The organism is Hymenobacter mucosus, from assembly GCF_900188255.1.
Taxonomy (GTDB): Bacteria; Bacteroidota; Bacteroidia; order Cytophagales; family Hymenobacteraceae; genus Hymenobacter; species Hymenobacter mucosus.
On sequence record NZ_FZNS01000006.1, the window covers coordinates 230,366 to 253,717 of the forward strand.

Here is a 23,352-nt window from a genome sequence, read left to right on the forward strand (position 1 = left end):
GCGCGAGTAGTAGGTAGTCTTACCAAAAGAATGAACAGGACTAATCAAACCTTCGGTTCTCTGGTTTATCTTCGGCGCCCTCCGTACTACTCTCTGACCATGCAAAAACTCACTATTCCCGTGCTCGCGCTAGCGGCGCTAACCTCGTGCCGCTCATCGCAGCCAGGAACGCCCGATGCTCCTGCCAAGCATTCTGCCGCAACGGGTAGCAGTGCCACCTCTAGATTAGCTTCTGTGCAATACCCTGAAACCAAGAAAGTCGACCATAAAGATGATTACTTCGGCACGCCCGTTGCCGATCCTTACCGCTGGCTGGAAGACCTCGACTCGCCCGAAACCAAGGCATGGGTAGAGGCCGAAAATAAAGTCACCTTTGGCTACCTCGACAAGATTTTATTCCGTGACCGGATACGCGAGCGACTAACCAAAATGTGGAATTACGAGCGGTTCGGGATTCCGCAGGAGGAAGCCGGCCAGTTGTATTTCTCCAAAAACGACGGCCTGCAAAACCAAGCAGTGCTGTACACCCAGCAAGACGGGCAGGAAGGCCAGCCTGATGTGCTGCTTGATCCCAACAAGTTCTCGGCCGATGGTACTACATCCCTGGCGGGAACATACTTCTCCAATGACCACCGCTACATGGCCTATGCCACCAGCGGCGGCGGCTCCGACTGGCAAAAGCTGAAAGTGCTGGACCTGAAAACCCGCCAGCCCCTCACCGACGAGTTGCAGTGGGTGAAAGTGTCGGGGGCGGCTTGGTACAAAAACGGGTTTTTCTACAGCCGCTACGACGCGCCTAAGAAGGGTGAGAACAGCCTGGCTGGCAAGAATGAATACCACAAAGTGTACTACCACCAACTCGGCAAGCCCCAGAGTTCCGACAAGCTGGTGTACGAAGACCCCAAAATGGCGCTGGGCTTCCGTACCGTGGGTACTACCGAGGACGAACGGTTTTTAGTTCTCTACCTCACTGATGGCAAGGCCGATGGTAACCGCTTGGCCGTGCGCGACCTCACCGACGCCAAGCAAGCCAACAAATTCACTACCCTCATCAGCAGCTACCAGCACAACAACTCCGTGGTAGGGAACGTGGGCGGCCAACTGCTTGTGCTCACCAACTACAAGGCCCCGCGCTACCGGGTAGTGCTCATTGACCCCAAGAAGCCGCAAGAGGTAAACTGGAAAGTGGTGCTGCCGGAAACGGAACAAAAGCTAGAGGGGGTAGACCAAGTAGGCGGCTATCTGGTGGCTTCTTACCTGAAGGATGCTAGCAGCAACATCAAGGTGTACACTGAGAAAGGAGTGTTTAAGCACGATGTGGCCCTGCCCGCCATTGGTACGGCCGCTGGCTTTGGGGGGCGCCGCAATGCCAAGACGGTGTACTACGCCTTCACGTCGTTTACTTACCCCACCACCATCTACAAGTACGACCTAGCCTCTAATACTAGCACCGTGTTTCGGGCGCCCCAGGTAGATGTAAACCCATCTGACTACGTCACCACCCAAGTCTTTTACGCAAGCAAGGATGGTACGAAGATACCCATGTTCGTCACCCACAAAAAAGGGTTGAAGCTGAACGGGCAGAATCCGGCCTACTTGTACGCGTACGGCGGATTCAATATCTCGCTTACTCCCTCCTTCAGCGTAGCGCGGATGCTCTGGCTGGAAAATGGCGGTGTGCTGGCTGTTCCGAATTTGCGTGGCGGTGGCGAATACGGCGAGGCGTGGCACCAAGCCGGCATGACGCCCCACAAGCAAAACGTGTTCGACGACTTTATTGCCGCGGCCGAGTATCTAAAAGTAACGGGCTATACTACCACCGAAAAGCTCGCCATTGCGGGTGGGTCCAATGGCGGCTTGCTAGTAGGAGCCACCATGACCCAGCAGCCGGGCATTTGCCAGGTGGCTTTCCCGGCCGTGGGTGTAATGGACATGCTGCGCTACCAGAAGTTCACTATCGGCTGGAACTGGGCCCCAGAGTACGGCACCTCCGACAACTACAACCAGTTTCAGAATCTGTATAAGTTTTCGCCGCTTCACAACCTGAAAGCTGGCACTGACTACCCTGCCACCATGATTACCACGGCCGATCACGACGACCGAGTAGTGCCGGCGCACTCCTTTAAGTTTGCGGCCGCATTGCAGGCGGCCAACGCAGGACCCCGCCCCCAGCTAATTCGGGTGGATGTAAATGCGGGCCACGGCGCGGGCAAAAGCACCAAGCTACAAATTGAGGAGTGGGCCGATATCTGGTCGTTTGCGTACCAGAACATGGGCGTAAACCCGTACAAGCGGTAAGGAAAGCTAGTGGTAGCAGTTGCCTCTTGTAGGTGCTATGCAAAAGACGAAAAGGCTTCTGCTCGCTCTTTCCCAACAACTGGCCGCTTTCAACCACCAACTGACGACTCATTTACTGTATCTTCGCGGCCGCAACTCTCGTAATTGCCTCTGTCATTTTGTTTTCAGATATGAAAAAAACGCTCCTGTTCGGTCTGCTGGCCGGCTCGCTGATGCTGTCCGCTACGTCCTGCAGCAACCCCGATTTCAAGAGGGATGAAGATATAACCACCCGCACGCTGCCCCCCCTGCCGGAAGCCCCTGATACGACCGGTGGCAAAGTAGCTCCCCCCAACCCAGCTACGCGCGAAATCAATGCGGTGAATGCTACGGAAGACATCAAAAAGATGCAGCCCGTAATGTAATCAACCTGAGCAATCAGGCAACTAGAATGAGCAATGGCCGCCGCGCCGTTGCTCATTCGTCGTTCTAGCCCGTGCTTGCTTACAGTTTACTACCCTTTACTACCCGCTCCCATGCAAATTCGTCGTGGCCGTGAGGCCGATTTACCCCAGGTGCTTGCTCTCATCAAGGAGTTAGCTGAATATGAACGTGCGTCCCAGGAAGTCACGAACACCCTAGCCGATATGCAGCGCGACGGATTTGGCCCAGACCCAATTTTTAAGTTCTTCGTAGCGGAGGAGGAAACGGCCGGTACTATCCTGGGCATTGCGCTCTACTACACGGCTTATTCCACGTGGAAGGGGCGCATGCTATACCTGGAAGATTTGGTAGTGACCGAACAGTTACGCGGCACTGGTCTCGGCAAGCGCCTGTTCGACGCCGTGGTAGCCGAGGCCCGGCATACCGGCGCCTACCGCATGCGGTGGCAGGTACTGGAATGGAACGAGCCGGCCATTGGATTCTACCGGAAAGTAGGAGCCGAACTCGACCCGGAGTGGTTCAACGGTACCTTGTCTCATGAGCAGCTGCAAGCCTACTCCTGCGACGCGACCATCGAAGCACTAGTTCGGGCTTCTAGTCCTTATTAAGCACAAGTACAAAGAACAGAAAGCACACGACTGTTTGCGCTGACTTAAAAGCCGAAAAGGCCGCTCTAGGTAGACTAAAGCGGCCTTTTTCGTGAGTGCGGAGAGCAATTACCCTACTATCTCCAGCATGGTGCGGAAGGAGGCGTAACGGCCACCAAAGTGCTTTTCAATCTCGGTGCGGAGGGCTGGTGCTGCCACCTGCTGGTATTCTTCCAGCTGCTCTAAGCTCACGCAGTAGTACTGCGCCGCGTAAGTTATTCCGTCGTCTTCCTCGTTGAGTAAGCGGCACAGCTGAGTTTTCAGGAAGAAACCGGTTTCCATTACTTCCGGCATATGAGTGTCGCGCATGTACGCCACCCACTGATCGGCAATTTCCGGATCGAGGCTGGTCGTAACGTTATAGAGAATCATGAGTTTGGGTCTTGGTGATGAATGGCCGGAAGCACTATGGCAAGTGGTAAGCTGGCTTCCGTAGCCTGGTGATAACGCAAAAGTCGGCCAAAAAATCCAAGCCTGCTGTTTGCAGCGGAGATGTTGGCCCGTCAAACGCGCATATGGTCGAAGCGCAAGTCTTGGATTCGGCTCTGAATGTCTTTGGGGGCAAGCTTCTCCTGGATGGCCGTTTGCACTAAATTGGGCAGTTCGGCATCGCCCGCAAGGCGCAAGCTCAAAATCTGACGCAGCGTGAGCTGGTCTTCTAGGGGCCGGAAACTTTGCCCCGTGATTTCAAAGTAGCGCTGCCGTACTTCCAGCCGGGCAATGCGATCCTGGAGCGTGAGGGCATAGTGCTGGCGTAACATCAGTAACACTCCTAGGCTTGCTACCGATAGCGCCATAAGCGTAAACCACAGCCGCGAGTCCTCAGAGTCATCGCCTGCCACGTCTAGGTAGCGTCGAATGCTGTACCCTGCAATGATGAATAGAGCCGGCACCAGCACGAAGTGATGCCACGGGTAATACATGGTGGTGTTCTTGGTCGGCTGAGAGGCCATAGCGCAATGAGGTAGAAGTAAACAGGTAGGAGGGGTACGAAAAAACTCCAGCCGGGGGCTGGAGTTTTTGCATCATACGGAAGGCAATACTATAGTTTGCTGGCTTTCTTGGCCTCCTTTGCTTTCCGCTTTTCGTCGCGCAGTACCTGCTTAGCAGCTTTTTCCTGGCGGCGGGCCTCTTTGGCCGCGTCCTTCTCACGGTTTAGCTGCAGCTTTTGTTCTTTCATCTGGCGCTTCTGCTCACGCAGGGCGCTTTTTTGATCTTCGAGTTGCGATTTTGTAGCGTCTACGTTGCTGCGCGAGGCAGCCGTTTGCTGCTTTTGTGCTTCTAGGGTAGCCTTTGCCTCAGCGGCGCGTTGCTGCTGTAGTTGAAGGCGTACTTGGGCGGTGTCAACGGCTTGGGCCTTAGTAGTATGACTGCTCATTGCGGCAAAGGCAAGAGCAGTTACAAAAAGAATTTTTTTCATGAGTAGGGCGGGTATAACGTCCAGCCCAGTTTACGCTTCTGATATACAATAGTTTATGAATTATTTCTTGATGATGCTATTCTTCCACGTAGTCAAGGTCTTTCCCAAATGTTTCGGGTAGGGTGCTCACAGCCCAAAAAGCAATGGCTAGTGAGACTCCTCCTACCACCGCCCCACTCAGGATACGGTTGGGGCCCAGGGCCGTGCCAAGCCCCGCTGCTACGGCATTGAAAACCGGTACTAGCACCACCACCGAACCCCTAGCAAAGTTGGGTGCGGTGGTGGCTACCGTGGCGCGTAAGTTGGTGCCAAACTGCTCGGCCGCTACCGTGACAAATAGTGCCCAGAATCCGACTGAAATGCCCAGTACAAAGCAAATGCTGTAGAAGGCCGTGGGCGAAGCGCCTCGCAGCCCAAATAGATACGCACCCACCATCAGACCGCAAAACACGAGGAATAGCTGAAGAGCCCGGGTACGACTACGTAGCAGCTGGCTGAGGCTGCCACTAATAAAGTCGCCGAACACCAGACCGAAGTAGCACCAAAACACACCCAACCCAGCCGTGACGGGGCCCGTGAGGTGAAGCGCTTCGCCAAATTCAGGGGCCAGGGTAATCAGAATGCCCACTACAAACCAGAGCGGTACCCCAATTAGCAAGCATTTGAGGTAGCGCGCCAAGCGCGGACCATTGGTGAACAGCGCGAAGAAATTACCCCGCTCCACATCGGTTTTCTTAGCCTGCTCAAACATCCCTGACTCGTACACGCCCACGCGGAGTGCTAGCAAGGCCAGCCCCAAGCCTCCGCCCACGAAGTAGGCGTTGCGCCAACCAAATTTCTCGCCTACCCAGTAGGCCAGCATGGCTCCCGAAACGCCCACGGTGGCCACAATCATGGTACCATATCCGCGCTTTTCTTTCGGGAGGGTTTCCGATACCAAGGTAATGCCGGCTCCTAGCTCGCCTGCCAACCCTATCCCGGCAATCAAACGCAGCCAGGCATATTGCTCAATGCTCTGCACAAACCCGTTGGCGATGTTGGCTAGGGAGTAGATCAGGATGGAGCCGAAGAGTACCGAGAGACGCCCACGCTTGTCGCCTAACACGCCCCACAGGACGCCGCCGAGCAGCATACCGCCCATCTGCATATTAATCAGGTAGAGGCCCTGGGTCGTAATGGCGTCCTTGGTCGTAATGCCCAATTCTTTCAGGCTATCTACGCGCACAATGCTGAACAGAATGAGGTCGTAGATGTCGACAAAGTAGCCGAGGGCAGCCACCACGACAATAGCACTGAACAGACCGGTGGTTTTGGTGGGAGTAGTGGGGGATGGAGCAGCTTTCATGCGGTAGGAATTGCGAACCGCACATTACGAAAATTTCCGACAGAAAAAGTACCGCTCCCTTGTACTTCGCTGCGGCAGCGTACAAGGGAGCAGTAGCAAGTGGGCGTGCTGTTTAGGCTACGTGCGCTTGGTCGCAGCACCCGTGGGTGCCCATCAGGGGAAGCTCGTCTTCTAGCTGCACAGTGCAGTGGCTGATGTTGAACTCGTGAAGCAAATCGTGCTGAAGGTCGCGCAGAAAAAGGTTGCCGTTCTCACCACTGGGGCGCACCAAATGAGCCGTGAGGGCGGTGTCACTAGTGCTCAGTGGCCAGATGTGCAGATCATGGACACTACTGACTCCGGGCCGGGCTAACAAAAACCGCCGAACCGCCGACACGTCGATACTTTCTGGGGCCGCTTGCAAACCCAGTTGCACCGTTTCGCGCAGCAAACTCCAGGAGCTAACGCCTACCACGGTTAGAATGACGAAGCTGATGGCTGGGTCGAGCCAAAGCCAACCGGTGAAGTACACCAAGGCGCCACCAACTACTACCCCCACCGATACGAGCATGTCGGTGAGCATGTGCAAGTAGGCACCACGCACGTTCACGTCGCCCTTCTGCCCGCTCCGAAACAGCCACGCCGTAAAGCCATTCACTAGGATGCCCAGGCCCGCCAAGCCCATCACTACGGGGCCATTCACGGGGGCTGGGTTGCGTAGGTGGTCAATTGTATCCCAGAGAATAAAGCCTAGAGCCAAGTACAACAGCGCCGCATTTAGCAAGGCCGCCTGTATGGTAGCACCTTTGTACCCATACGTGTAGCGCTCAGTAGCTCGGCGCTTAGCCAGCAGCGAGGCACCCCAGGCTAGCGCCAAACTCAGCACGTCGGAAAGGTTATGGCCCGCATCGGAAAGTAGGGCCGAGGAGTTCGCCCACAGTCCGCCTGCTACCTCGCCCGTCACGAAGAGGAGGTTTAGCGCAATGCCCCAGGTAAAGGCCTGACTAAAATTGCCATCGGCCGGCGGGCCATGATGGTGGTGCCCGTGGTCGTGTCCGTGGTGGTCGTGTGGCATGGCAAAAAAGATTTCAGGCGGTAGCGTATGCTAGCAAACCGACTAAGTGACAAGGAGCGTTCCGCAAGCCAGCCGGAATAACTACCCGGAAGTTACTTAAAGCGTACTGGTACTACCAGCTTGATACTCATGGTCCGCCCCATGTTGAAAACGCCCGCGCGGCCCGTGACTGGGTTGACAGCAGTGTACTTTAACCGGCTGAGATGGTTTTGGTAGCCTACATCAAAAATGTTGTTGACGGCCAGGTACATCGAAAACAGGGTTCTATCGGTGCTGGTCACGATATCGGTACCTAAGCCAGCATTTACCAGGGTGTAGCTCGGGGTGCGGGTTTCCGTATCGAAGGCAGAGAAGATGCGGTTCTGGGCGAAATTGTGCTCCACGGTGGTGCGGGCGTACAAATTGTGCAGGCGGGAGTTGCCCACCTTGCGGAAGTTTACGCGCAGCTCCGATTGAAGGCGGTCGGCGGGGATGAAAGGTAGGTACTCCTGCCCTTCGGGCTGGTCGTACTCAATGGCGCGCACCATCGAGAAGGAGTTCTCAAAGTGCAGCCAGTCGAGTGGGTGAGGGTGCAAGTCTACGCTTACTTCACCACCAGCCAAGCGCGCATCACCTTGCCCGTAGCGAAATACCCGGTCGCCCTCGGTGCTAAGCGAATCGGTGCCATTAGCAGCGGCAATGCGGCGGGGGAAGATGTAGTTGCTGATGCGGTTGCGGAATACATCGGCAGAAAAGCTCACGTGGTCGGAGGTGAAAGCCAAACCGGCATCAAGCTGAAAGCTGGTTTCGGGCCGCAGGTTGGGCTCGCCAATCTCGTAACGGGTAGTGCCCTCATGAATACCATTGGAGCCCAGTTCTGCAATATTGGGAGCCCGGAACCCGCGGGCTACATTGGCCTTAATCAGCCACTTGTCGCTGAAGTTGTAAGCGCCACCTACGCTACCACTCACGTTGCGGAAGGTACTCCGAAAGCCTGAGAACTTTTCCTCGCCCTGCCCAGCCGGTACGGGCTGCTCATCGGCATCCAAATACAGGGCGTCGGCATTAATGCGGCGCAGGTCGTAGCGTAAGCCGCCGCTTAGGTCTAGCTTGCCGAAGCTCTTTTTCGTGACGCCAAACACCCCGCCATCCCAAAGCCGGTACGCGGGAATCAGGAATTCCACGCCTTTGTTCTGGTTTTCTTGCTGCATGCCGCTTACGCCCACCGTGGTATTCCAGCCGTTCATCTCGGGCAAGAACCAGCGCAAGGCATAGTCTACGGTGCGAAGCTGGAAGAACAACGACCTCTCGTAGTAGTCCATTGGGTTGCCAAATTCACGGCGCAGGTTCTGCTGCCACCCCACATTCAGCGTCAGGCGATGCTGCCCCAGAATGAAGTTGTTGTCGGTGCCAATGCGCAGGTGGTTGATTTGCTGGCGCGGTACATCCAGTCCATAGCCGGAAAAGCCGCGGCCCGTTACTACCTGGGTTTCGCCGAGGCTATTGGTGCGCAGAAACTGTCCCGATAAGGAGTCTCGCTCGCCCTCAATGAGCCCCAAAATTTGGTTGAAGCTATTGAAGGTGAGATGAGAGTAGCCCCAACTCTTGTTGAGACCTACGTAGCCGCTGGCGTTCAGCTCCCGAAAGCCGGAGTTGTACACGCGGCCATCGTAGCGGTTGCGGTAGTCGGCGGCTACTTTGCCCGAGCCCCGCGCCATCCAGTTGAAGCCATTCAGGTTGCCGGCGTTCATAACGGAGTAGCCCTGCTGGTAGTTGTTGGTTTGGTAGTTACCCGTCACCGATCCTAGAATGCGGCCGTCTTCCACGGGCTCGGGCGGTAGGAAGTTGATAACGCCCGCCAGCCCATCGGACCCATACAGCAAGGAACCAGGGCCTTTGATTATCTCGGCCCGGTCGATGCTAAACTCGTCAATCTCTATTCCGTGCTCGTCGCCCCACTGCTGGCCTTCCTGCTTCGCCCCGTTGTTGAGGGTAATCACGCGGTTCGAACTCAGGCCCCGAATCACCGGCTTGCTGATGGCCGCACCAGTAGTAATCTGGTTGAGGCCGGGGGTGTGCGCAATGGCATCAATGGCGTTGGTGGCTGCCGTTTGGCGGAGACGCGTTTGGTCTACCACGCTGGTTGGGATAGGGGAGCGGCGCATTTCCGTGCTAGCCGATACCCCTGTTACTACCACCTGGCCAATCTCGGTAGCAGCCGGTGTGAGGGCTACTTCCAGGGGCTGCCCTAAGCTAGTATCTACAGTGCGTACCACGGTAGTATAACCCAGAAACCGCACTTGCACCAAAAAGCGCCCCTTGGGTAAATTAGCGAAGCAGAAGTTGCCGCTGGCATCCGTTGTGGTAGCCTGCCGCAAATCGGGAAATACCACGGTAGCCCCGGGCAAGGTCTCACCGGTGGCCGCATCCGCCACGCGTCCCGTAACGGGCGCTACAGCCGTGGCGGTCCGGGTGGAGCGGGCTGGGGTGGTAGGGGCAGTTTGAGCAAAGGTGCCTCCTGTGAGCAGGAGCAGGCTAGTAGAGAGGAGAAGTCGGGGCATAGAAGCAAAGTACGGAGAAGCCAATGAACGGCTGGTAAGGGAAAAAGGCTGCATGTATGGCTACAACGAAAGAAAACACCGACCAGTGGCCGGTGTCTTCCTGGAGAATCTCCACAACCAAACAGGGAGAAAGTAAGTGGAAGGGCCGTTTGCAGCCAGCCCCTCCGAATGCAGTAAATGGTGCCGGAAGTGGACTAATACTTGCCTAGGCTGCCCGGCACCTTGGCGCTAGCGCACTAGCGTTGGGAACGTTACTTCGGCGTCGGTGCTGCCAGGGGTAGCGGTGCCGTCTTTGGTTTCGGGCTGGTGACGTAGCGTAATTTTTAGGGAGCCCGTGGTGCCGGTAGCATTAGCGGCTCCCGTTACCGCGGTGCTTGACAAGCCAATGGGGAGGTTATTCTTATCCTTGTCAGTAGCCGTGATGGTGAGGTTGACGCCCGTAGGCGAGAAGACGAACAAGTGCTCATCACCTTCTTCTAGAATCTCGGCACTTGTGTTTTCTGCCGGTGTTTTGGTTTCATCCAGAAGAGCCAGGGAACCGGTGTAGGTAGTGTTTGGCGCCAACACCAGCGTAGCCGGCGTAATGGTGCCCGCCACACCACCGTCGCCGTCGGGGTCGCGGTACTGAATAGAAAGCGGCGTGCCTCCGCCCTGAGGCGTGAGGGTATAAGTTACGGTCGTAATCTGCTCGTTATCGTCGTCGGGCGTGGGGTCATCGTTGTCGTCCTTACAGGCCGTAAACAGAGCAGAAGAAGCCAGCAGGGCTAGAAAGGCAGGACGGAAAAGGAAGTTGGACATGGTAGATGAGGTATGGAGTTTGAAAAGGAATGGTGACAAAATCAGGTCAGTGTTTTAGTGGCTGGCCCCGCCAAATTCCAGCGGTATGCGCACGCGCAGTGTCACGTTGCGGCCCATCTCGTCGGCGAAATAGCGGTAGCGGTTTAGGTAGTCGCGGTAGCGTTGGGTAAGAAGGTTGCTACCCGCCACACTCACCTCTAGGGGTAGGCGCCCCCAGTGCACGGTAGCGCCCGTTTCTAGCCCCAGCAAGGCGTAGCCAGCAGGGGGGAGGGCATAGTCCTTGCTGGCATAATCGGCGGGCACGCGCGTTTGGCGCGCCACGGCGTAGCCCGTCAGGTGCACGTACCGCTGCGTAAGACGTGGGCTTGCTGCCTCTGGCGCCTCATAGCGCACCGAAAGCTCTGCGCGGTCGGCGGGCATGTATACTTGCCATTGGTCAGCTTTCGTGTCTCGGCCCCGCACCACGGTGGCCTTGCCCGCTAAAGTCCAGTGTGGCGTTAGCCCGTAGGTCGCGCCCAGGTCGAGGCCGCGCAACGTAGCGTTGGTTTGGAAATACTGCCAGCTGATAAGCGTGCCCCGAATGTTGATGACGGGTGGTAGGATAGGCTGCTGGTAAATGAAGCCCTGAATACTGGTCTGATAGACCGTTAGCTCCCCGTTGAAACGCGGATTATCGTGCCAAGTAGCGGTTAGGGCAGTATGGTAGGCCGTTTCGGGGTGTAGTGCTCCGTTGCCCGGCACAAGGTCATAGCCTAGTTCGTACTGCGCATTGTGTACTCCGTCGCTAAACCGCTCATTGACGGCTGGGGCACGCTGGGTGAGGCTCGTGGTGAGACTGAGGCTGAGGTGAGGGGTAGCATCGTAGATTGCACCCAGTGAAGCGGCGGGTGTGAGGTAGGTGAACTGTTGGCGGTCCACGTAGAAGACGCTTACTGAGTCGCGCAGTTCGCGTGCAGCACGGCGGGTGGCGAGGTAGCGGTAGTCGGCCCGTACGCCGGCCTCTACCTGCCACTTCTGCTTCTGCCAGCGCTCTATAGCAAAGGCCCCGCCTACCGTGTTGTTGTAGTAAGGAATAAAGCCTTTGGTGCCGCTGGCGTAGCGGTTTGCTTGGTAGGTGCCCGCCAAGCCTACGCTACCGCTAAAGTGGCCCAAGGGCTTGTGCTCCCACAGCAGTTCGCCGGTAGTTGTGCGATTCGTGTAGCTGAGTGCCGGCCGGTTGCGCGCCGCGCGGTCGTCGTTGCGAGCATCATACAAGTCATATTCATTGCGGTAGTCAACCTGCTGAGCCACCGTAGCCTGTAGGCGCCCTATGCTCCCAGTTTTCACAAACCCCGTTGCTTTCAGCAGATCGTGCCGAACCTGCTGGTATGCCCGGTTGATGTCGTAGTTGAAGGAAGTCGTTTCCAGCGGCCTTTGTCGGGCAATGGCGGCGTACAAGTCGGTAGGGCTTTCGGCATGAGCAGCGGGCAGAATACCCAGCTTCGTGCTGAAACGGCTATAAAAAACCTCGACCCCATATGTGTCCTTGTGCCAGCCTAGCGCCCCTGAGAAGTCGTACTCGGAAAAGCCTGAATTCTTGAGGTAGTAGCCCGGCGCCCGCATAGTACCTGCTCGTTTGGCCGTGCCTTGGGCGCGCCAACTCAGGGCGGGCAGGCGGCGCAGGTTGCCTTCTACCGTACCTGAGGCCGCCCCGAGGCCATTGTTGCTCATGCCCACCAGCTGTAGCTCGCCCCCCGTTCCTACTGAGTCGCGCAAGGGCTTGGGTTCTACCAGTACTACGCCCCCAATAGCATCGGAGCCGTACCGCACGCTGGCCGCGCCTTTCACCACCGTCAGCTGGGAAGCAATGAAAGGGTCGATTTCGGGGCCGTGCTCCTGCCCCCACTGCTGCCCTTCCTGCCGCACCCCATTGTTCAGGATGGTGACGCGGTTGGAGTGCAAGCCGTGGATCATGGGCTTGAAAATGCTGGGCCCCGTTTGAATGGCTGTTACCCCAGAAATCTTTTGCAACGCTTCGCCCAGGGCCTGCCCGCGGGTCTGCTGCAGAGCTTGGCCGCTAAGGGTAGCCGTAGGTTGTGGGCTAGGCGCCGTTACGTGCTGGCCTTGCACTACAGCTCCTTGCAGCACTATTGCATCCGGGTGCAGTTTGAAGTCGCGTACCACTGCCGCTCCTACCTGTAGTACGGCAGTTTCGGAGGCAAAACCCACAAAGGAAACCTGCACGTGGTACGTGCCTGGGCAAAGCTCAAGATGATAATGGCCATCGGCCTCGGTTTGCGTGGCTTGCTGGGTTTCCAGCACCACTACCGTCGCGCCAGCCAGCGACTCCCGACGCTCATGGTCGGAAATGCGGCCGCTTAGCGACAGGGCGCACGATGCAGACTGGGCGTTTGCTGGGGCTGCCCAGCATCCTAGTAGGAGAAGCAGCCACCATGCGCAAACAGCCCGGCCCGGTACGCCCGGAACACGGAAAAGCATAGGAAGACAAAAAGAAGCCAGATACTAGACTGGCTACCGTAGCCTCACACGCTAGTGCGCTGAATGTGAGAAAGCAACCTCTGCGACGAACAACGCAAGAGAATAGCTATGCCAAATCCTTCCGGAAGGCATGAGCCGCTACGGCAAGCCACACGGGTACTAGTGCTGGCTTGGGGGCCCGCGTAAAGCGAGCGTAGGTGCGGGTGCCGTTGCCACTGGTGCCAGCCGAGGCGTTGCAGTAGGGTGGGCATACGCAAGAACTGGAGCGGGCAACAATAGCGGAGCCGGAGTTTGGAAGGCTACGCTGTAAAAGTTGTCCGCATCGCAATGCTGGTGCTTGCTGGATAATAATGCTTTGCCCTTGGGCCAGCCTACCTGCTCCGTTGGCTCATCAGTAGTGTGCGTGTGGGCGTGCATGGCCAGAACCCACGTGTCGGGCAGCAGCACCCGCACAAAGCACAGGAGCAGCACAAGGGCCAGACGGGAACGGAGGGTACGCATTTGCAACAACGTAGCAGGTATTGGGCAAATGTATAATAAAATCTGGTTAAGTCTTATGCGTACTCGCTTTCAGTCAGAATCATAAAAGCATAATCATGCGGCAACACCTACCACATATGCACTGTCGTCCTTTGTGGCATCATCAAGCAGTCATAAGATCTTGAAGCCATGAAACATCTCACAAATCGTCTGCTCCGCCGTTTAGCCGCCGTCCTGCGGCCCACACGCCAGTCCGATAACTTGTTCGTATGACCGGTAGCGCTGTGCGGCCCTTTGGCTACCGGCCTAGCCAGTATGGGTATCGACGCTCAATGCCCTCTATTCCCAAGGAAAAGGCCCTAACTGCCTCCTTCCCGCTACCTGTCGTTTCAAAGCAGGAAAAACTAGCGGCGTAAAAGCCTTCAAGCAACAAAATGGCGTGTCTAACGAGGTTCTAGCCGGAACGAACGAATTTCGCCCCCGTGAGTGTATGGGTAATCTAGGTTTGCGGTGCTTACTAGCTAGATGGCTAGCCTATTGTGCACCGCGTTATGATTCACATTCACGATTCTCTCTATTTACAAGTTTCCTCTCCGCTACACTTACTACGCTGGGAGTGGCACGATCTACTTTCCTACGACCGTTTCCGGGCCGCTTTCAAGGAGCTGCTGGTACTATCTAATAATTATCATATCACGAATTGGCTAGCCGACCTGAGCACAATGCCGCTGGTGGGAACTGATGAGCAGGCATGGCTCAGCGACGAGTGGCTTCCCGAATTTGCTCGCCTGTCGATACAGCACTTGGCAATAATTCAGCCGCCTACTATGCACAATCAGCTCGTTATCGAGAGTGTGCTTAGTGACGGCCGCCGTTGCAACAATGCCGACGTGCAATTCTTCTCCGATATTCCATCGGCCCTAGACTGGCTGACTTCTTCCTCTAGTGTGGCTACGCAGCTTGAGCAGGAGTGGCTTGCCAATACGCGGATGATTCGCTCACCGAGTCTTTTGTCGCGCATGTGGATATAAGCCGCCCTATTAAGTAGCTGCCTGCGCTGACAAGCTGACAGCCAATATGGACTTGGAATATGGTTTGAAACGGAAAACAAAGCGAGGCTGGCCGGGCCACCGGCTGGCAGACTGTCTGGTTTTTTGTTTTAACCCCTCTTTTCTACAGCGTTATGCAAGAGAAAGGTAGCATCTCGATTCATACCGAGAATATCTTCCCCATCATCAAGAAGTTCCTGTATTCCGACCACGAAATCTTCCTCCGGGAATTGGTGTCGAATGCCGTGGACGCCACCCAAAAGCTGAAAAGCTTGGCCCAGTTGGGCGAGTTTAAGGGTGAGCTGGGGGACCTGAAAGTAAAGGTGAGCGTGGACAAGGAAGCCCGTACCATCACCATTGCAGACCGTGGCCTAGGCATGACGGGCGAAGAAATCAAGAAGTATATCAACCAGATTGCCTTCTCTGGTGCTTCTGAGTTCGTTGAGAAGTATAAAGAGAAAGATGCCGCTGCCAAAGACCAGATTATCGGTCAGTTTGGCCTGGGCTTCTATTCTGCTTTCATGGTAGCCAAAGAGGTAGAAATCTTCTCTAAGAGCCACAAAGAAGGCACCGAGGCGGCGCACTGGGTATGCGACGGCTCGACCGAGTTTAGCTTAGAAACCACTGAAAAGGCTGAACGTGGTACCGATGTAGTATTGCACGTAGCAGAGGATTCGGACGAGTTTCTAGAAGCTGCCCGCTTGCGGGGTATCCTGAACAAATACTGCAAGTTCCTCCCCATCGAGATTGAGTTTGAGGGTGAGGTAATAAATCAGACGGCTCCCATCTGGACCAAGCAGCCTTCGGAACTGACCGACGAAGATTACACCAAGTTTTACCAGGAGCTGTACCCCTTCTCGGAAGCGCCTCTGTTTTGGATTCACCTCAACGTAGATTATCCCTTCAATCTGACGGGTATTCTCTACTTCCCGAAGGTGAAAGACGAGCTGCAGTTCCAGCGCAACAAGATTCAACTTTACTCGCGTCAGGTGTTCATCACTGATGAAGTGAAGGATGTGGTGCCCGAGTTCCTGATGCTGCTGCACGGCGTTATCGACTCGCCGGACATCCCATTGAACGTGTCGCGTAGCTTCCTGCAAGCTGATGCTGCCGTGAAGAAAATCAACACTTACATCACCAAAAAAGTAGCCGATAAGCTAGCAGAACTGTACCGTAAGGACCGCACTGGCTTTGAGGAGAAGTGGTCGGATATTGGGCTGTTCGTGAAGTATGGCATGCTTTCCGATGAGAAGTTCTACGAGAAAGCCAAGGACTTTGCGTTGGTTCAGAACGTAGCCGGTAAGTTTTTCACTCTGTCGGAGTACCAAGAGTTCGTTCAGGCCAATCAGAAAGACAAGAACGATCAAACCGTAGTGCTTTATACCACCGACTCAGAAGCGCAGCACGCATTTGTGCAAGCTGCCCAGGAGCGGGGCTATGATGTGCTTAAGCTTGATGGCCCGCTAGATGCGCACTTCATTGGTCAGCTAGAGCAGAAGTTAGAGAAGGTGTCGTTCAAGCGCGTAGATGCCGATACCGTTGGTAAGCTCATCGAGAAAGAGGAGCAGACCGAGAGCGTACTAAGCGACGACGACAAAACACGTCTGCAGGACTTGTATAAGCAAGCCATCAGCAACGAGCAGATGCAGGTACAAGTTGAAGCCCTCTCCCCTCAAGATGCTCCCGTCATTATTACGTTGCCAGAATTCATGCGCCGCATGAAGGATATGCAGCGTGCGGGCGGTGGTGGTGGCATGCAGATGTTTGGCTCCTTACCAGATAGCTACACCGTCAGTGTAAATGCTAATCACCCGATAGCACAACGCATCTTGCAGGCTGAAGGAGAAGCAGGCAATAAGCTAGCACGTCAAGCATTTGATTTGGCTTTGCTAGCCCAAGGCATGTTGAAAGGAGAGGCCTTAACCGCCTTTGTGAAGCGCAGCGCTGACTTATTAGCTGCTGAATAGTCTTAGAAAGTCTTAAGAGTTTTAAGCAGTACAAAACCCCTAGCTATTTTGGTAGCTAGGGGTTTTGTTTTTCTAGGCTCCTGGGTTTGGATAGTCTGTAACTTGTGGCGTCGCTACAGCAGACAGCTTTCCTACCACTTTCTTTAAATATGTTCGAGCACTTATCGTATTCTGGGAGCCTACGAAAAACTATTGTCTGGTCTGGTGTAGTGATCTATATCGTGCTGGCAGTGCTAGCAATAGTGTTTTATAAGGAGAGAGTAGCATTTGTAGACTTGTCATTTCACTTGTTTACTATTCTGCAAGAAGATACCCTTACAATTCAGAACTACCGGTTTGGGGCAGCTATAACACAGCTAGTGCCGTTGCTGGGCGGCCGATTAGGGCTGAGCTTACATACTGTTACAATTCTCTATTCATTGGCATTTGTGGGATGGTACGCGTCCGTGTTTGCCTTTTGTGTATGGGGCGCACGTGCTGTGCGCTGGGGAACTGTAGTAGTGCTACTGAGCACCCTAATGGTGACTCACACTTTTTACTGGGCGCAGTCTGAATTGCAGCAAGGACTGGTGTTTATGGTGCTGTTCCTAGCGGTTTACCAACGGTGGCTGGTAGTAAAATGGCCCGGTTGGGGAGTACCAGCCCTGAGCATAGGTTTGTTTACCTTATGCTTTTTTCATCCGACCCTGTTCATTCCCTTTAGCTTCTGCTGTCTATTCTTTGTATTGCGTAATAGGGATAGTTATACTAGTTACTTGTGGTTGTTGGGAGCAATGCTGGCTCTAACATATATCAAAAACAAAGTATTTCATACGCCTTACGATATCGATAATATCAAGCGTACAGATAAGCTATTCAGCTTATTTCCAAACTATTTCAACACGTATGCATTCCAGAGATTTCTTAACTGGCTAGTATACGATTACTATTTGCTCTCACTAGGGCTTATACTAGTAATAGCCCACTATGCTTGGCAAAAGCAGTGGCTAAGAATGGCGTTATCTGGCGGCGCCTTTCTTGCATATGCAGTACTAGTTACTGGCTCTTATTCTGAAGGGCAGGAGCCACAGTTTTACATGGAAAATCTGTTGCTGCCCTTGGCCGTATTTGTGGCAGTCCCTTTAGCATTTGATGTATTGCCTAGCCTGCCAGCACGATGGGCAGCAGGTATGGTAGTAATAGTCCTGACGCTTCGACTGTTGAGCATTGGGTTTGCCCACGTTCCTTACAGTAACCGAGTAGCTTGGGCCCAACGTCTATTGCATCACACCGAGAATCTTCCCAATCGTAAACTGCTGTTACCAGAGCAAGGGGTACCCATGGATACAGTAATGATGACCTGGGCCACACCTTACGAATTTTGGCTTCTCTCCTCTTTAGAAGAACCTCAACAGGCGCGCTCTATCTGCATAAGCTCGAACCCTGACGAGAAGATGTCTTTCTTGAATAAGCCCCAGTCCTTCCTTGCTACCTGGGGCCTATTCGACTACAGTCAACTGCCAGCGCGTTACTTTCCCTTTCCTACAACTGATACTACTAGTTACAAGCGTACTACATATGCCGAGCTAATGCCCTCGGGGGGACCAGTGTACCGCTGGTAGACAGACCGCCATGCCGGCCATGAGCACCAAATCCATCTATCTTTACGTTTGATGCTGCGAACTCTGCCTGCTAAGTTTATGCGCTTGTTTCATCCGCACGTTTTTCTCCTGTCGCTACTCCTGCTACTCGCTGCGGCTTGCTCTAAAAAAACTGTTTCATTTAATAGTAAGCCTGAGTCAGTCGGCGTGAAGCTAAGTGCCGATACCTTGGCTTCCACTCAGGATACTACCAGCTCACCCTCGTTATCGGCGAAGCGTGCCAGCTTAACTAAAGAGCAGGAGCGTGCTGCCAAGGAGAAAGAAAAGGCTGCTCAACGTCAACCGAAAAAGAAGAAAAACATCTTCTTAGGGGAGCGAATTAAGAAGGCCTATGTGAAGTCGGGGGCAAAAGGTAAAAACCAGGTAATAGAAGTCTTTTATTACCTCCGCACCTTCCAGCAGCCCAATCCATTTGCCCCTGCCCGCTACGCCTACGACCCCAAAAAGCGCCGCCTGTTTAAAGCGCCGCCCGGCGAATTAGATCCAAATCAATTTAAGGTTTTGCACGGCCCGTATAAAAAGATGCAGGGTGGAAAGGTGGTAGAGACTGGGTTTTATGCCTTGGGTACGCGCCATTTACGGTGGGAAAAGCTCACGCGCGACAACATATTAGTCAGCAAGACCCATTACGAAATGGGGTTCCCGCGCGACGCGAATGTGACGTACTACGATGCGGGCCAGAAGCAAGTCAAAGAAATAATTCCGTTTGTGAATGGTAAGCTAGAAGGGGAGTATGTGCGCTACAACGAGAACGGCCAGTTAGAGTGGGACGGTCAGTTTGAGAATGGCAAACGCATTGGCACTTGGAACAGGTACTGGGGCTTCCGCAACACTCGCAACCGCCTACGTTACGAGTATGAGTACGGCGAAACAGGGTATGACCCTGAACTGGCGGAGCCTGTTCTAGTGAAAGAATACAACCGGAATGGCGTGCTTATTTATGAGAAGGATAAGCTTGACAAGCGAAACCAGCCTGATACAGCTCGGCCAGGTGCTAGAAAGTAAAGTGGCCTACTAATGCCGTACTAGTTTGAGGTTGCCACCAGGCTTAACTAGTAGAAAGCATCTTTGAAATGCTCAATGTGTAGTCCTTGCTTAGTCGTAATTAGCGCAAGAATATCAAAGCGGATATCACCGGTCCAATTCAGTTCATACTGCACTTGGTCGGCAGCTAGCCGGAAGAGCTGCTGTTTACGAGCAGTAACGAATTCTTCTGGATGCCCAAAGCGAGTAGAAGACCGAGCTTTTACCTCCACAAAAACTAACAGCTGCTCGCTGAGCCGCATAATCAGATCTACTTCAGCCCGTTGGTATCGGTAGTTGCGATGCACAACTGTGTACCCTTGTGCGAGCAGGTAGGCAAGGGCAGCTTCTTCTCCAATGTGGCCAAGAGCGTGCGAGGCAGTAGACATAGATAGAAGGAAAGAGGCTAAAATAAGCTCAGCAGTACACTGTATGAGCGAAGGTGTAACAGCGTCTTGGTGTAGTATGCTTATTGGCGGTGGGTCTAAATCTAGTACCTTTGCGTGCTTTCTGAACAAGAAATAAAAACGGCTAAATTGCTGAATGGCTGAAAGCAGTTGCCAGGCCATTTTGTGAACTATAGGCTGTTTTGTCGGTGGCAGCACCACGCAATATCTGATCCATGGATTTTCTCTCAGCTTGTGCTACGCCTACGCCTGTTACTCATAGCGTTGTTACGCCGGCAGTAACACTGGGCCAAAACCGAAAAATACAAGTTCGGCGTTTAGGGCTTGTACCCTATGAGCCTACGTGGGAGTTGCAAGAGCAATTGTTAGCCAGCACCCTAGCAATTAAAGCAAGCAATAGGGAAGCCCAGGAGGCTGACGCACCTACCCAAGGTACTCCTAACTACTTGTTGCTATGTGAGCATCCCCATGTCTACACCTTGGGTAAAAGTGGTAAGCCAGAGCACCTCTTGCTTGACGAAGCTTCATTAGCAGAGCACGGAGCAACTTTTCACCGCATCAACCGCGGTGGGGATATTACCTACCATGGACCTGGGCAGCTGGTAGGTTATCCTATCTTTGACTTAGATAATTTCTTCACTGACATTCATCGGTACTTGCGCGTGCTGGAGGAAGCAGTAATCCATACTTTAGCAGAGTATGGGTTGGCGGCAGGCCGTATTGCCGGCCTCACCGGAGTTTGGCTTGATTTTGAAGAGGGGGCGGCTAATCCGCGAAAAATCTGTGCCATGGGAGTAAAGTGTAGCCGCTGGGTTACAATGCACGGCTTTGCTCTCAATGTTAATACGGACCTGGCTTACTTCTCGCACATCGTGCCCTGTGGCATTGCTGACAAAGCAGTGACTTCACTTCAACAAGAGGTTGGCCATCCAGTAGCATTGAGTGAAGTACAAGAACGTTTGTTGCAGCATCTCACCACACTATTTGGGGCTGAGGTGCAGCCTGAGTAATCATTTTCATGAAAAAAGATATTTCCTTTAATCCCGTTCAAGGCGTATCAATAGCTATTGTACCCGACGATAGTGTTATTACGCAGGAAGGTAAAACTGGCTGGCAGGTGTATTTATTGAATACCAATGACTCTGCCCTGCAGAATGTCATCGTCAGTTCAAATGGCTACGGTACCAGTCTTGAAGATGGAGAGCCAGTTCGGACATCTACTCTCCGCCATGTACTTCTAGAGGTAGAGCCACAATCAGCAGTACCTATTGAGCCTATTGATCCAGCGTTGTTCCATCTGAACAATCAGTACTGGGTAAGCTATTATCAGGGCCAGCAAATCTTCGACAAGAAGTTCATTTTCGTGCCCGACTCTATCGTTGCTGATAGCCTATTATATATCCCCCTGCTGGACCGCAAGGGTGTGCTGCACAGTTAGTATTTCTTTTTACCCCCTGTCTCTTTGCCGAGGCATTATTTACCGTTAGCGCCGAACCGCATGAGTCACCTTGCAATTCAGTTGGGCCTGTCCTCACTTTGGGCATTTTTGGTTTCGTTATTCGCGGTGCCATCAATCATTTATATCGCCCACCTGAAAAATATGCTCGATACGCCTAACGTGCGTACTGTACACGAGTCCCTCACACCTCGTCTGGGAGGAGTAGCAGTATTTGCGGGCTTTATGTCGGCTCTTACCATCTTCGCTGACCTGAGCAACGGCATTCAGCAACTTCTAGCCGGTTGCATTGTGCTGTTCTTCGTGGGCCTGAAAGATGATTTGGTCAACATCTCGGTAGCCAAAAAATTCGTGGGCCAGTTGCTGGCTACAGGAGTCGTCATGATCATGGCAGATGTGCGTATCACGAGCTTCCAAGGCATTCTCGGCATCCACGAGTTGCCCATCGGTATTAGCTATGCCTTCACGTTTTTTGCCATTGTAGGTATTACCAATGCCATTAACCTCATTGATGGGCTAGACGGACTAGCTGGTACCATTGTGCTAATTATCGTAAGCACATTTGGTTACTATTTCTATCAGTATGGCGGGCCTAGCTTCCAGAACTATGTCTATGTATCCGTATGCGTGATTGGCGGCATGCTTGGCTTTCTACGGTACAACTTTCACAAGGCTAGCATCTTCATGGGCGATACTGGTTCGCTGGTATGTGGCTTTATTGTCTCTATCCTTGCCATTCAGTTCATTGAGATGGGCTTAAAAGTTGGTCAGCCCTTTGGTGCATCGGCACCATCTGTAGCTGCTGGTATCTTGTTTGTGCCTCTTTTTGATACCCTTCGGGTATTCATTGTGCGCATGATGGCTGGCCGTTCTCCCTTCTCGCCCGACAAAAACCACGTTCACCATCGGATTCTAGCCATGGGCTTTCAGCAAATCAGCACCGTGTTGCTTCTCGGGCTGTTGAACCTGATTGTAATTCTATTTGTGATCAACTTCTCCCAGTTGGGCAATACCATCCTGATTGCTGGCTTAGTGGCGTTTTCGTTGCTGTTGAGCGTTTTCTTGGGAGTATATCACAGCCGAACTGCCCGCCAGCGCGTGGCATCCTAATTAACGCTCCTAGGGTCTTAAACTGTGCCTATTCGTAGCTTCCTGCGCCGCATTCTGCTGCTGAGCCTGCTACTAACTCAGTCGTTGGCACAAGCCGCCGAGTACCGTCTGTTGCCGCCCGCACCACGTGGCGGCCTTACCTCTGATTGGCTGATTCACGACGAAGTTCAGAATAGGCTCGTTCTATATCTTCCCGATTATCATGCTCCGGCCCAGGCCTACTACCAGTGGCTGACCATCAGGCCCAAGAAGCCCCTTCGAATTAGCTTTACTGCGCGCCAGAAATTAAGCTTGTTTCTTGATAACCAGCTTGTGTTTACGGCGCCTCGGCCTGCTTTTTACACGGTAGATTTAGCCCAGTTATTACCTGCCAGAGCTATTGCGGGGCCGCATCTGCTGTGCGTATGGCAACCTGAAGCCATTCCTAACCTTGCCTCTTTTACTAATGCTATTACAGTACCAGTAGTAGAGAAGGGTAAGGCCAAAGGAACAGTTGTAGCAGCTCAGCCTCGTTTGCGTGGGCACCAAGGTCAGAATGTATTCTTATGCTTCTTGCTCTTGATTGGGCTAGCGTATGGCGGTTTGCGAGCTACGTATCAACCAGGTTTTGCCCGTATATATCAATTTGAAGGGTTATGGGGGCAAAGCTCTCAGGAGCAAGACTTCTTAATGAAGCCTACTATTACATGGCTCAATATTGTCTTAGTGTTACTCTTTTCCTTATCATTTGCTCTACTACTAGTAGCCATTCATACCAATATCCAGAGCATCGTAATTCTGCGGCGCTTATTTGATGTGCCTGAATCTGCCATTGTCCTACGGGTACTGTTATACACAGCCCTCGTAGCTGGCTTCGTGCTTGGCAAATACCTGTTCCTGGAGCTTATGGGGTACATCTTTGATGTGACCGACCTAGTGATGGTGCAATACCGAGAATTTATTCGCACGGTGCTGTTTATGGGGCTGTTTCTTCCACTGGTCATGTTCCTATACCTAGGACTCAATCAGCGCCTTCCTGAAACGGTACTATGGGTATCCAACGGTGTGGTTTCCTTGCTGTTGGTGGGTACTGTGCTACGGGTCGCGCGTACGCTGCACCGTAAGGGGTCACTACTGAATCTACATTTGTTTTCGTACCTTTGCGCCACAGAAGTGATTCCCTTGGTCATTCTGTTGAAGCTGATTGTTTTTACTTATTGATTCCTACTACCAGCTTT

Annotated in this window: 21 protein-coding genes; 11 read left to right on the forward strand and 10 right to left on the reverse strand. The window is 53.5% G+C overall.

What is annotated here, in order from left to right:
* Positions 1 to 99 precede the first annotated feature (99 nt).
* The 3 genes from CHB83_RS15615 (at position 100) to CHB83_RS15625 (ending at position 3,329) form a co-directional block, all read left to right on the forward strand.
* Entirely contained in the window at positions 100 to 2,298 is a 2,199-nt protein-coding gene (locus CHB83_RS15615) for a prolyl oligopeptidase family serine peptidase (protein WP_089333279.1), read from the forward strand.
* Between the two features lie 170 nt (positions 2,299 to 2,468).
* A complete protein-coding gene (locus CHB83_RS15620) occupies positions 2,469 to 2,702 on the forward strand; it encodes a hypothetical protein (protein ID WP_089333280.1) in 234 nt (77 codons plus the stop codon).
* 111 nt (positions 2,703 to 2,813) lie between these two features.
* A complete protein-coding gene (locus CHB83_RS15625) occupies positions 2,814 to 3,329 on the forward strand; it encodes a GNAT family N-acetyltransferase (RefSeq protein ID WP_089333281.1) in 516 nt (171 codons plus the stop codon).
* 108 nt (positions 3,330 to 3,437) lie between these two features.
* On the opposite strand, the gene CHB83_RS15630 is transcribed toward CHB83_RS15625, so the two are convergent.
* The 9 genes from CHB83_RS15630 to CHB83_RS15670 form a co-directional block, all read right to left on the reverse strand.
* Positions 3,438 to 3,740 carry a DUF4286 family protein gene (locus CHB83_RS15630; protein ID WP_045688026.1) on the reverse strand — a complete coding sequence of 101 codons (303 nt, stop codon included), beginning with the start codon at positions 3,738 to 3,740 and terminating at the stop codon, positions 3,438 to 3,440.
* 131 nt (positions 3,741 to 3,871) lie between these two features.
* Entirely contained in the window at positions 3,872 to 4,321 is a 450-nt protein-coding gene (locus tag CHB83_RS15635; RefSeq protein ID WP_089333282.1) for a DUF6526 family protein, read from the reverse strand.
* 89 nt (positions 4,322 to 4,410) lie between these two features.
* Positions 4,411 to 4,788, reverse strand: coding sequence for a hypothetical protein (locus CHB83_RS15640; RefSeq protein WP_045688025.1), 378 nt, complete (start codon positions 4,786 to 4,788; stop codon positions 4,411 to 4,413).
* Between the two features lie 76 nt (positions 4,789 to 4,864).
* Positions 4,865 to 6,133 carry an MFS transporter gene (locus tag CHB83_RS15645; protein ID WP_089333283.1) on the reverse strand — a complete coding sequence of 423 codons (1,269 nt, stop codon included), beginning with the start codon at positions 6,131 to 6,133 and terminating at the stop codon, positions 4,865 to 4,867.
* Positions 6,134 to 6,245: 112 nt separating this feature from the next.
* Positions 6,246 to 7,187: a cation diffusion facilitator family transporter gene (locus tag CHB83_RS15650; protein ID WP_089333284.1), complete on the reverse strand. Its 942-nt coding sequence runs from the start codon at positions 7,185 to 7,187 to the stop codon at positions 6,246 to 6,248.
* Positions 7,188 to 7,279: 92 nt separating this feature from the next.
* Positions 7,280 to 9,727, reverse strand: coding sequence for a TonB-dependent receptor (locus tag CHB83_RS15655; protein ID WP_089333367.1), 2,448 nt, complete (start codon positions 9,725 to 9,727; stop codon positions 7,280 to 7,282).
* A 228-nt stretch (positions 9,728 to 9,955) separates the two neighbouring features.
* On the reverse strand, positions 9,956 to 10,525 hold the full coding sequence (locus tag CHB83_RS15660; RefSeq protein ID WP_089333285.1) for a hypothetical protein: 570 nt from the start codon (positions 10,523 to 10,525) through the stop codon (positions 9,956 to 9,958).
* A 54-nt stretch (positions 10,526 to 10,579) separates the two neighbouring features.
* Positions 10,580 to 13,003: a TonB-dependent receptor gene (locus CHB83_RS15665; protein ID WP_089333286.1), complete on the reverse strand. Its 2,424-nt coding sequence runs from the start codon at positions 13,001 to 13,003 to the stop codon at positions 10,580 to 10,582.
* Positions 13,004 to 13,162: 159 nt separating this feature from the next.
* Positions 13,163 to 13,504 (reverse strand): hypothetical protein, encoded by a 342-nt coding sequence (locus CHB83_RS15670; RefSeq protein ID WP_089333287.1) that lies wholly within the window; start codon positions 13,502 to 13,504, stop codon positions 13,163 to 13,165.
* A 530-nt stretch (positions 13,505 to 14,034) separates the two neighbouring features.
* Here CHB83_RS15670 and CHB83_RS15675 point away from each other — a divergent pair.
* From CHB83_RS15675 to CHB83_RS15690, 4 genes are all read left to right on the forward strand, one after another.
* Entirely contained in the window at positions 14,035 to 14,514 is a 480-nt protein-coding gene (locus CHB83_RS15675) for a hypothetical protein (protein WP_045688360.1), read from the forward strand.
* Positions 14,515 to 14,666: 152 nt separating this feature from the next.
* Complete coding sequence (htpG, locus tag CHB83_RS15680; RefSeq protein ID WP_089333288.1) at positions 14,667 to 16,499, forward strand: molecular chaperone HtpG; 1,833 nt, start codon at positions 14,667 to 14,669, stop codon at positions 16,497 to 16,499.
* 149 nt (positions 16,500 to 16,648) lie between these two features.
* Complete coding sequence (locus tag CHB83_RS15685) at positions 16,649 to 18,100, forward strand: hypothetical protein (protein WP_089333289.1); 1,452 nt, start codon at positions 16,649 to 16,651, stop codon at positions 18,098 to 18,100.
* Between the two features lie 51 nt (positions 18,101 to 18,151).
* A complete protein-coding gene (locus tag CHB83_RS15690) occupies positions 18,152 to 19,144 on the forward strand; it encodes a toxin-antitoxin system YwqK family antitoxin (RefSeq protein WP_089333290.1) in 993 nt (330 codons plus the stop codon).
* A 47-nt stretch (positions 19,145 to 19,191) separates the two neighbouring features.
* On the opposite strand, the gene CHB83_RS15695 is transcribed toward CHB83_RS15690, so the two are convergent.
* On the reverse strand, positions 19,192 to 19,551 hold the full coding sequence (locus CHB83_RS15695; RefSeq protein WP_045688357.1) for a YraN family protein: 360 nt from the start codon (positions 19,549 to 19,551) through the stop codon (positions 19,192 to 19,194).
* A gap of 233 nt (positions 19,552 to 19,784) precedes the next feature.
* Between CHB83_RS15695 and lipB the strand changes: the two genes are divergently transcribed.
* The 4 genes from lipB to CHB83_RS15715 are packed head-to-tail and all read left to right on the forward strand — an operon-like array spanning position 19,785 to position 23,335.
* Entirely contained in the window at positions 19,785 to 20,579 is a 795-nt protein-coding gene (lipB, locus tag CHB83_RS15700; protein WP_089333291.1) for a lipoyl(octanoyl) transferase LipB, read from the forward strand.
* Positions 20,580 to 20,587: 8 nt separating this feature from the next.
* Complete coding sequence (locus CHB83_RS15705; protein WP_045688356.1) at positions 20,588 to 21,007, forward strand: hypothetical protein; 420 nt, start codon at positions 20,588 to 20,590, stop codon at positions 21,005 to 21,007.
* Between the two features lie 60 nt (positions 21,008 to 21,067).
* Complete coding sequence (locus CHB83_RS15710; protein ID WP_045688355.1) at positions 21,068 to 22,135, forward strand: MraY family glycosyltransferase; 1,068 nt, start codon at positions 21,068 to 21,070, stop codon at positions 22,133 to 22,135.
* Between the two features lie 24 nt (positions 22,136 to 22,159).
* Positions 22,160 to 23,335, forward strand: a complete 1,176-nt coding sequence (locus CHB83_RS15715; protein ID WP_089333292.1) for a DUF4271 domain-containing protein — start codon at positions 22,160 to 22,162, stop codon at positions 23,333 to 23,335.
* Positions 23,336 to 23,352: the final 17 nt, after the last annotated feature.

What these genes read in the sequence shown, in the direction of transcription:
- CHB83_RS15620 (WP_089333280.1), top strand. Translation starts at nt 2,469, where the DNA reads ATGAAAAAAACGCTCCTGTTCGGTCTGCTGGCCGGCTCGCTGATGCTG.
- CHB83_RS15645 (WP_089333283.1), bottom strand. Translation starts at nt 6,133, where the DNA reads ATGAAAGCTGCTCCATCCCCCACTACTCCCACCAAAACCACCGGTCTG.
- CHB83_RS15655 (WP_089333367.1), bottom strand. Translation starts at nt 9,727, where the DNA reads ATGCCCCGACTTCTCCTCTCTACTAGCCTGCTCCTGCTCACAGGAGGC.
- CHB83_RS15710 (WP_045688355.1), top strand. Translation starts at nt 21,068, where the DNA reads ATGAGTCACCTTGCAATTCAGTTGGGCCTGTCCTCACTTTGGGCATTT.
- CHB83_RS15690 (WP_089333290.1), top strand. Translation starts at nt 18,152, where the DNA reads ATGCTGCGAACTCTGCCTGCTAAGTTTATGCGCTTGTTTCATCCGCAC.
- CHB83_RS15665 (WP_089333286.1), bottom strand. Translation starts at nt 13,003, where the DNA reads ATGCTTTTCCGTGTTCCGGGCGTACCGGGCCGGGCTGTTTGCGCATGG.
- CHB83_RS15615 (WP_089333279.1), top strand. Translation starts at nt 100, where the DNA reads ATGCAAAAACTCACTATTCCCGTGCTCGCGCTAGCGGCGCTAACCTCG.
- CHB83_RS15705 (WP_045688356.1), top strand. Translation starts at nt 20,588, where the DNA reads ATGAAAAAAGATATTTCCTTTAATCCCGTTCAAGGCGTATCAATAGCT.
- htpG (WP_089333288.1), top strand. Translation starts at nt 14,667, where the DNA reads ATGCAAGAGAAAGGTAGCATCTCGATTCATACCGAGAATATCTTCCCC.
- CHB83_RS15640 (WP_045688025.1), bottom strand. Translation starts at nt 4,788, where the DNA reads ATGAAAAAAATTCTTTTTGTAACTGCTCTTGCCTTTGCCGCAATGAGC.
- CHB83_RS15675 (WP_045688360.1), top strand. Translation starts at nt 14,035, where the DNA reads ATGATTCACATTCACGATTCTCTCTATTTACAAGTTTCCTCTCCGCTA.
- CHB83_RS15695 (WP_045688357.1), bottom strand. Translation starts at nt 19,551, where the DNA reads ATGTCTACTGCCTCGCACGCTCTTGGCCACATTGGAGAAGAAGCTGCC.
- CHB83_RS15630 (WP_045688026.1), bottom strand. Translation starts at nt 3,740, where the DNA reads ATGATTCTCTATAACGTTACGACCAGCCTCGATCCGGAAATTGCCGAT.
- CHB83_RS15670 (WP_089333287.1), bottom strand. Translation starts at nt 13,504, where the DNA reads ATGCGTACCCTCCGTTCCCGTCTGGCCCTTGTGCTGCTCCTGTGCTTT.
- CHB83_RS15660 (WP_089333285.1), bottom strand. Translation starts at nt 10,525, where the DNA reads ATGTCCAACTTCCTTTTCCGTCCTGCCTTTCTAGCCCTGCTGGCTTCT.
- CHB83_RS15685 (WP_089333289.1), top strand. Translation starts at nt 16,649, where the DNA reads ATGTTCGAGCACTTATCGTATTCTGGGAGCCTACGAAAAACTATTGTC.
- CHB83_RS15650 (WP_089333284.1), bottom strand. Translation starts at nt 7,187, where the DNA reads ATGCCACACGACCACCACGGACACGACCACGGGCACCACCATCATGGC.
- CHB83_RS15635 (WP_089333282.1), bottom strand. Translation starts at nt 4,321, where the DNA reads ATGGCCTCTCAGCCGACCAAGAACACCACCATGTATTACCCGTGGCAT.
- CHB83_RS15625 (WP_089333281.1), top strand. Translation starts at nt 2,814, where the DNA reads ATGCAAATTCGTCGTGGCCGTGAGGCCGATTTACCCCAGGTGCTTGCT.
- lipB (WP_089333291.1), top strand. Translation starts at nt 19,785, where the DNA reads ATGGATTTTCTCTCAGCTTGTGCTACGCCTACGCCTGTTACTCATAGC.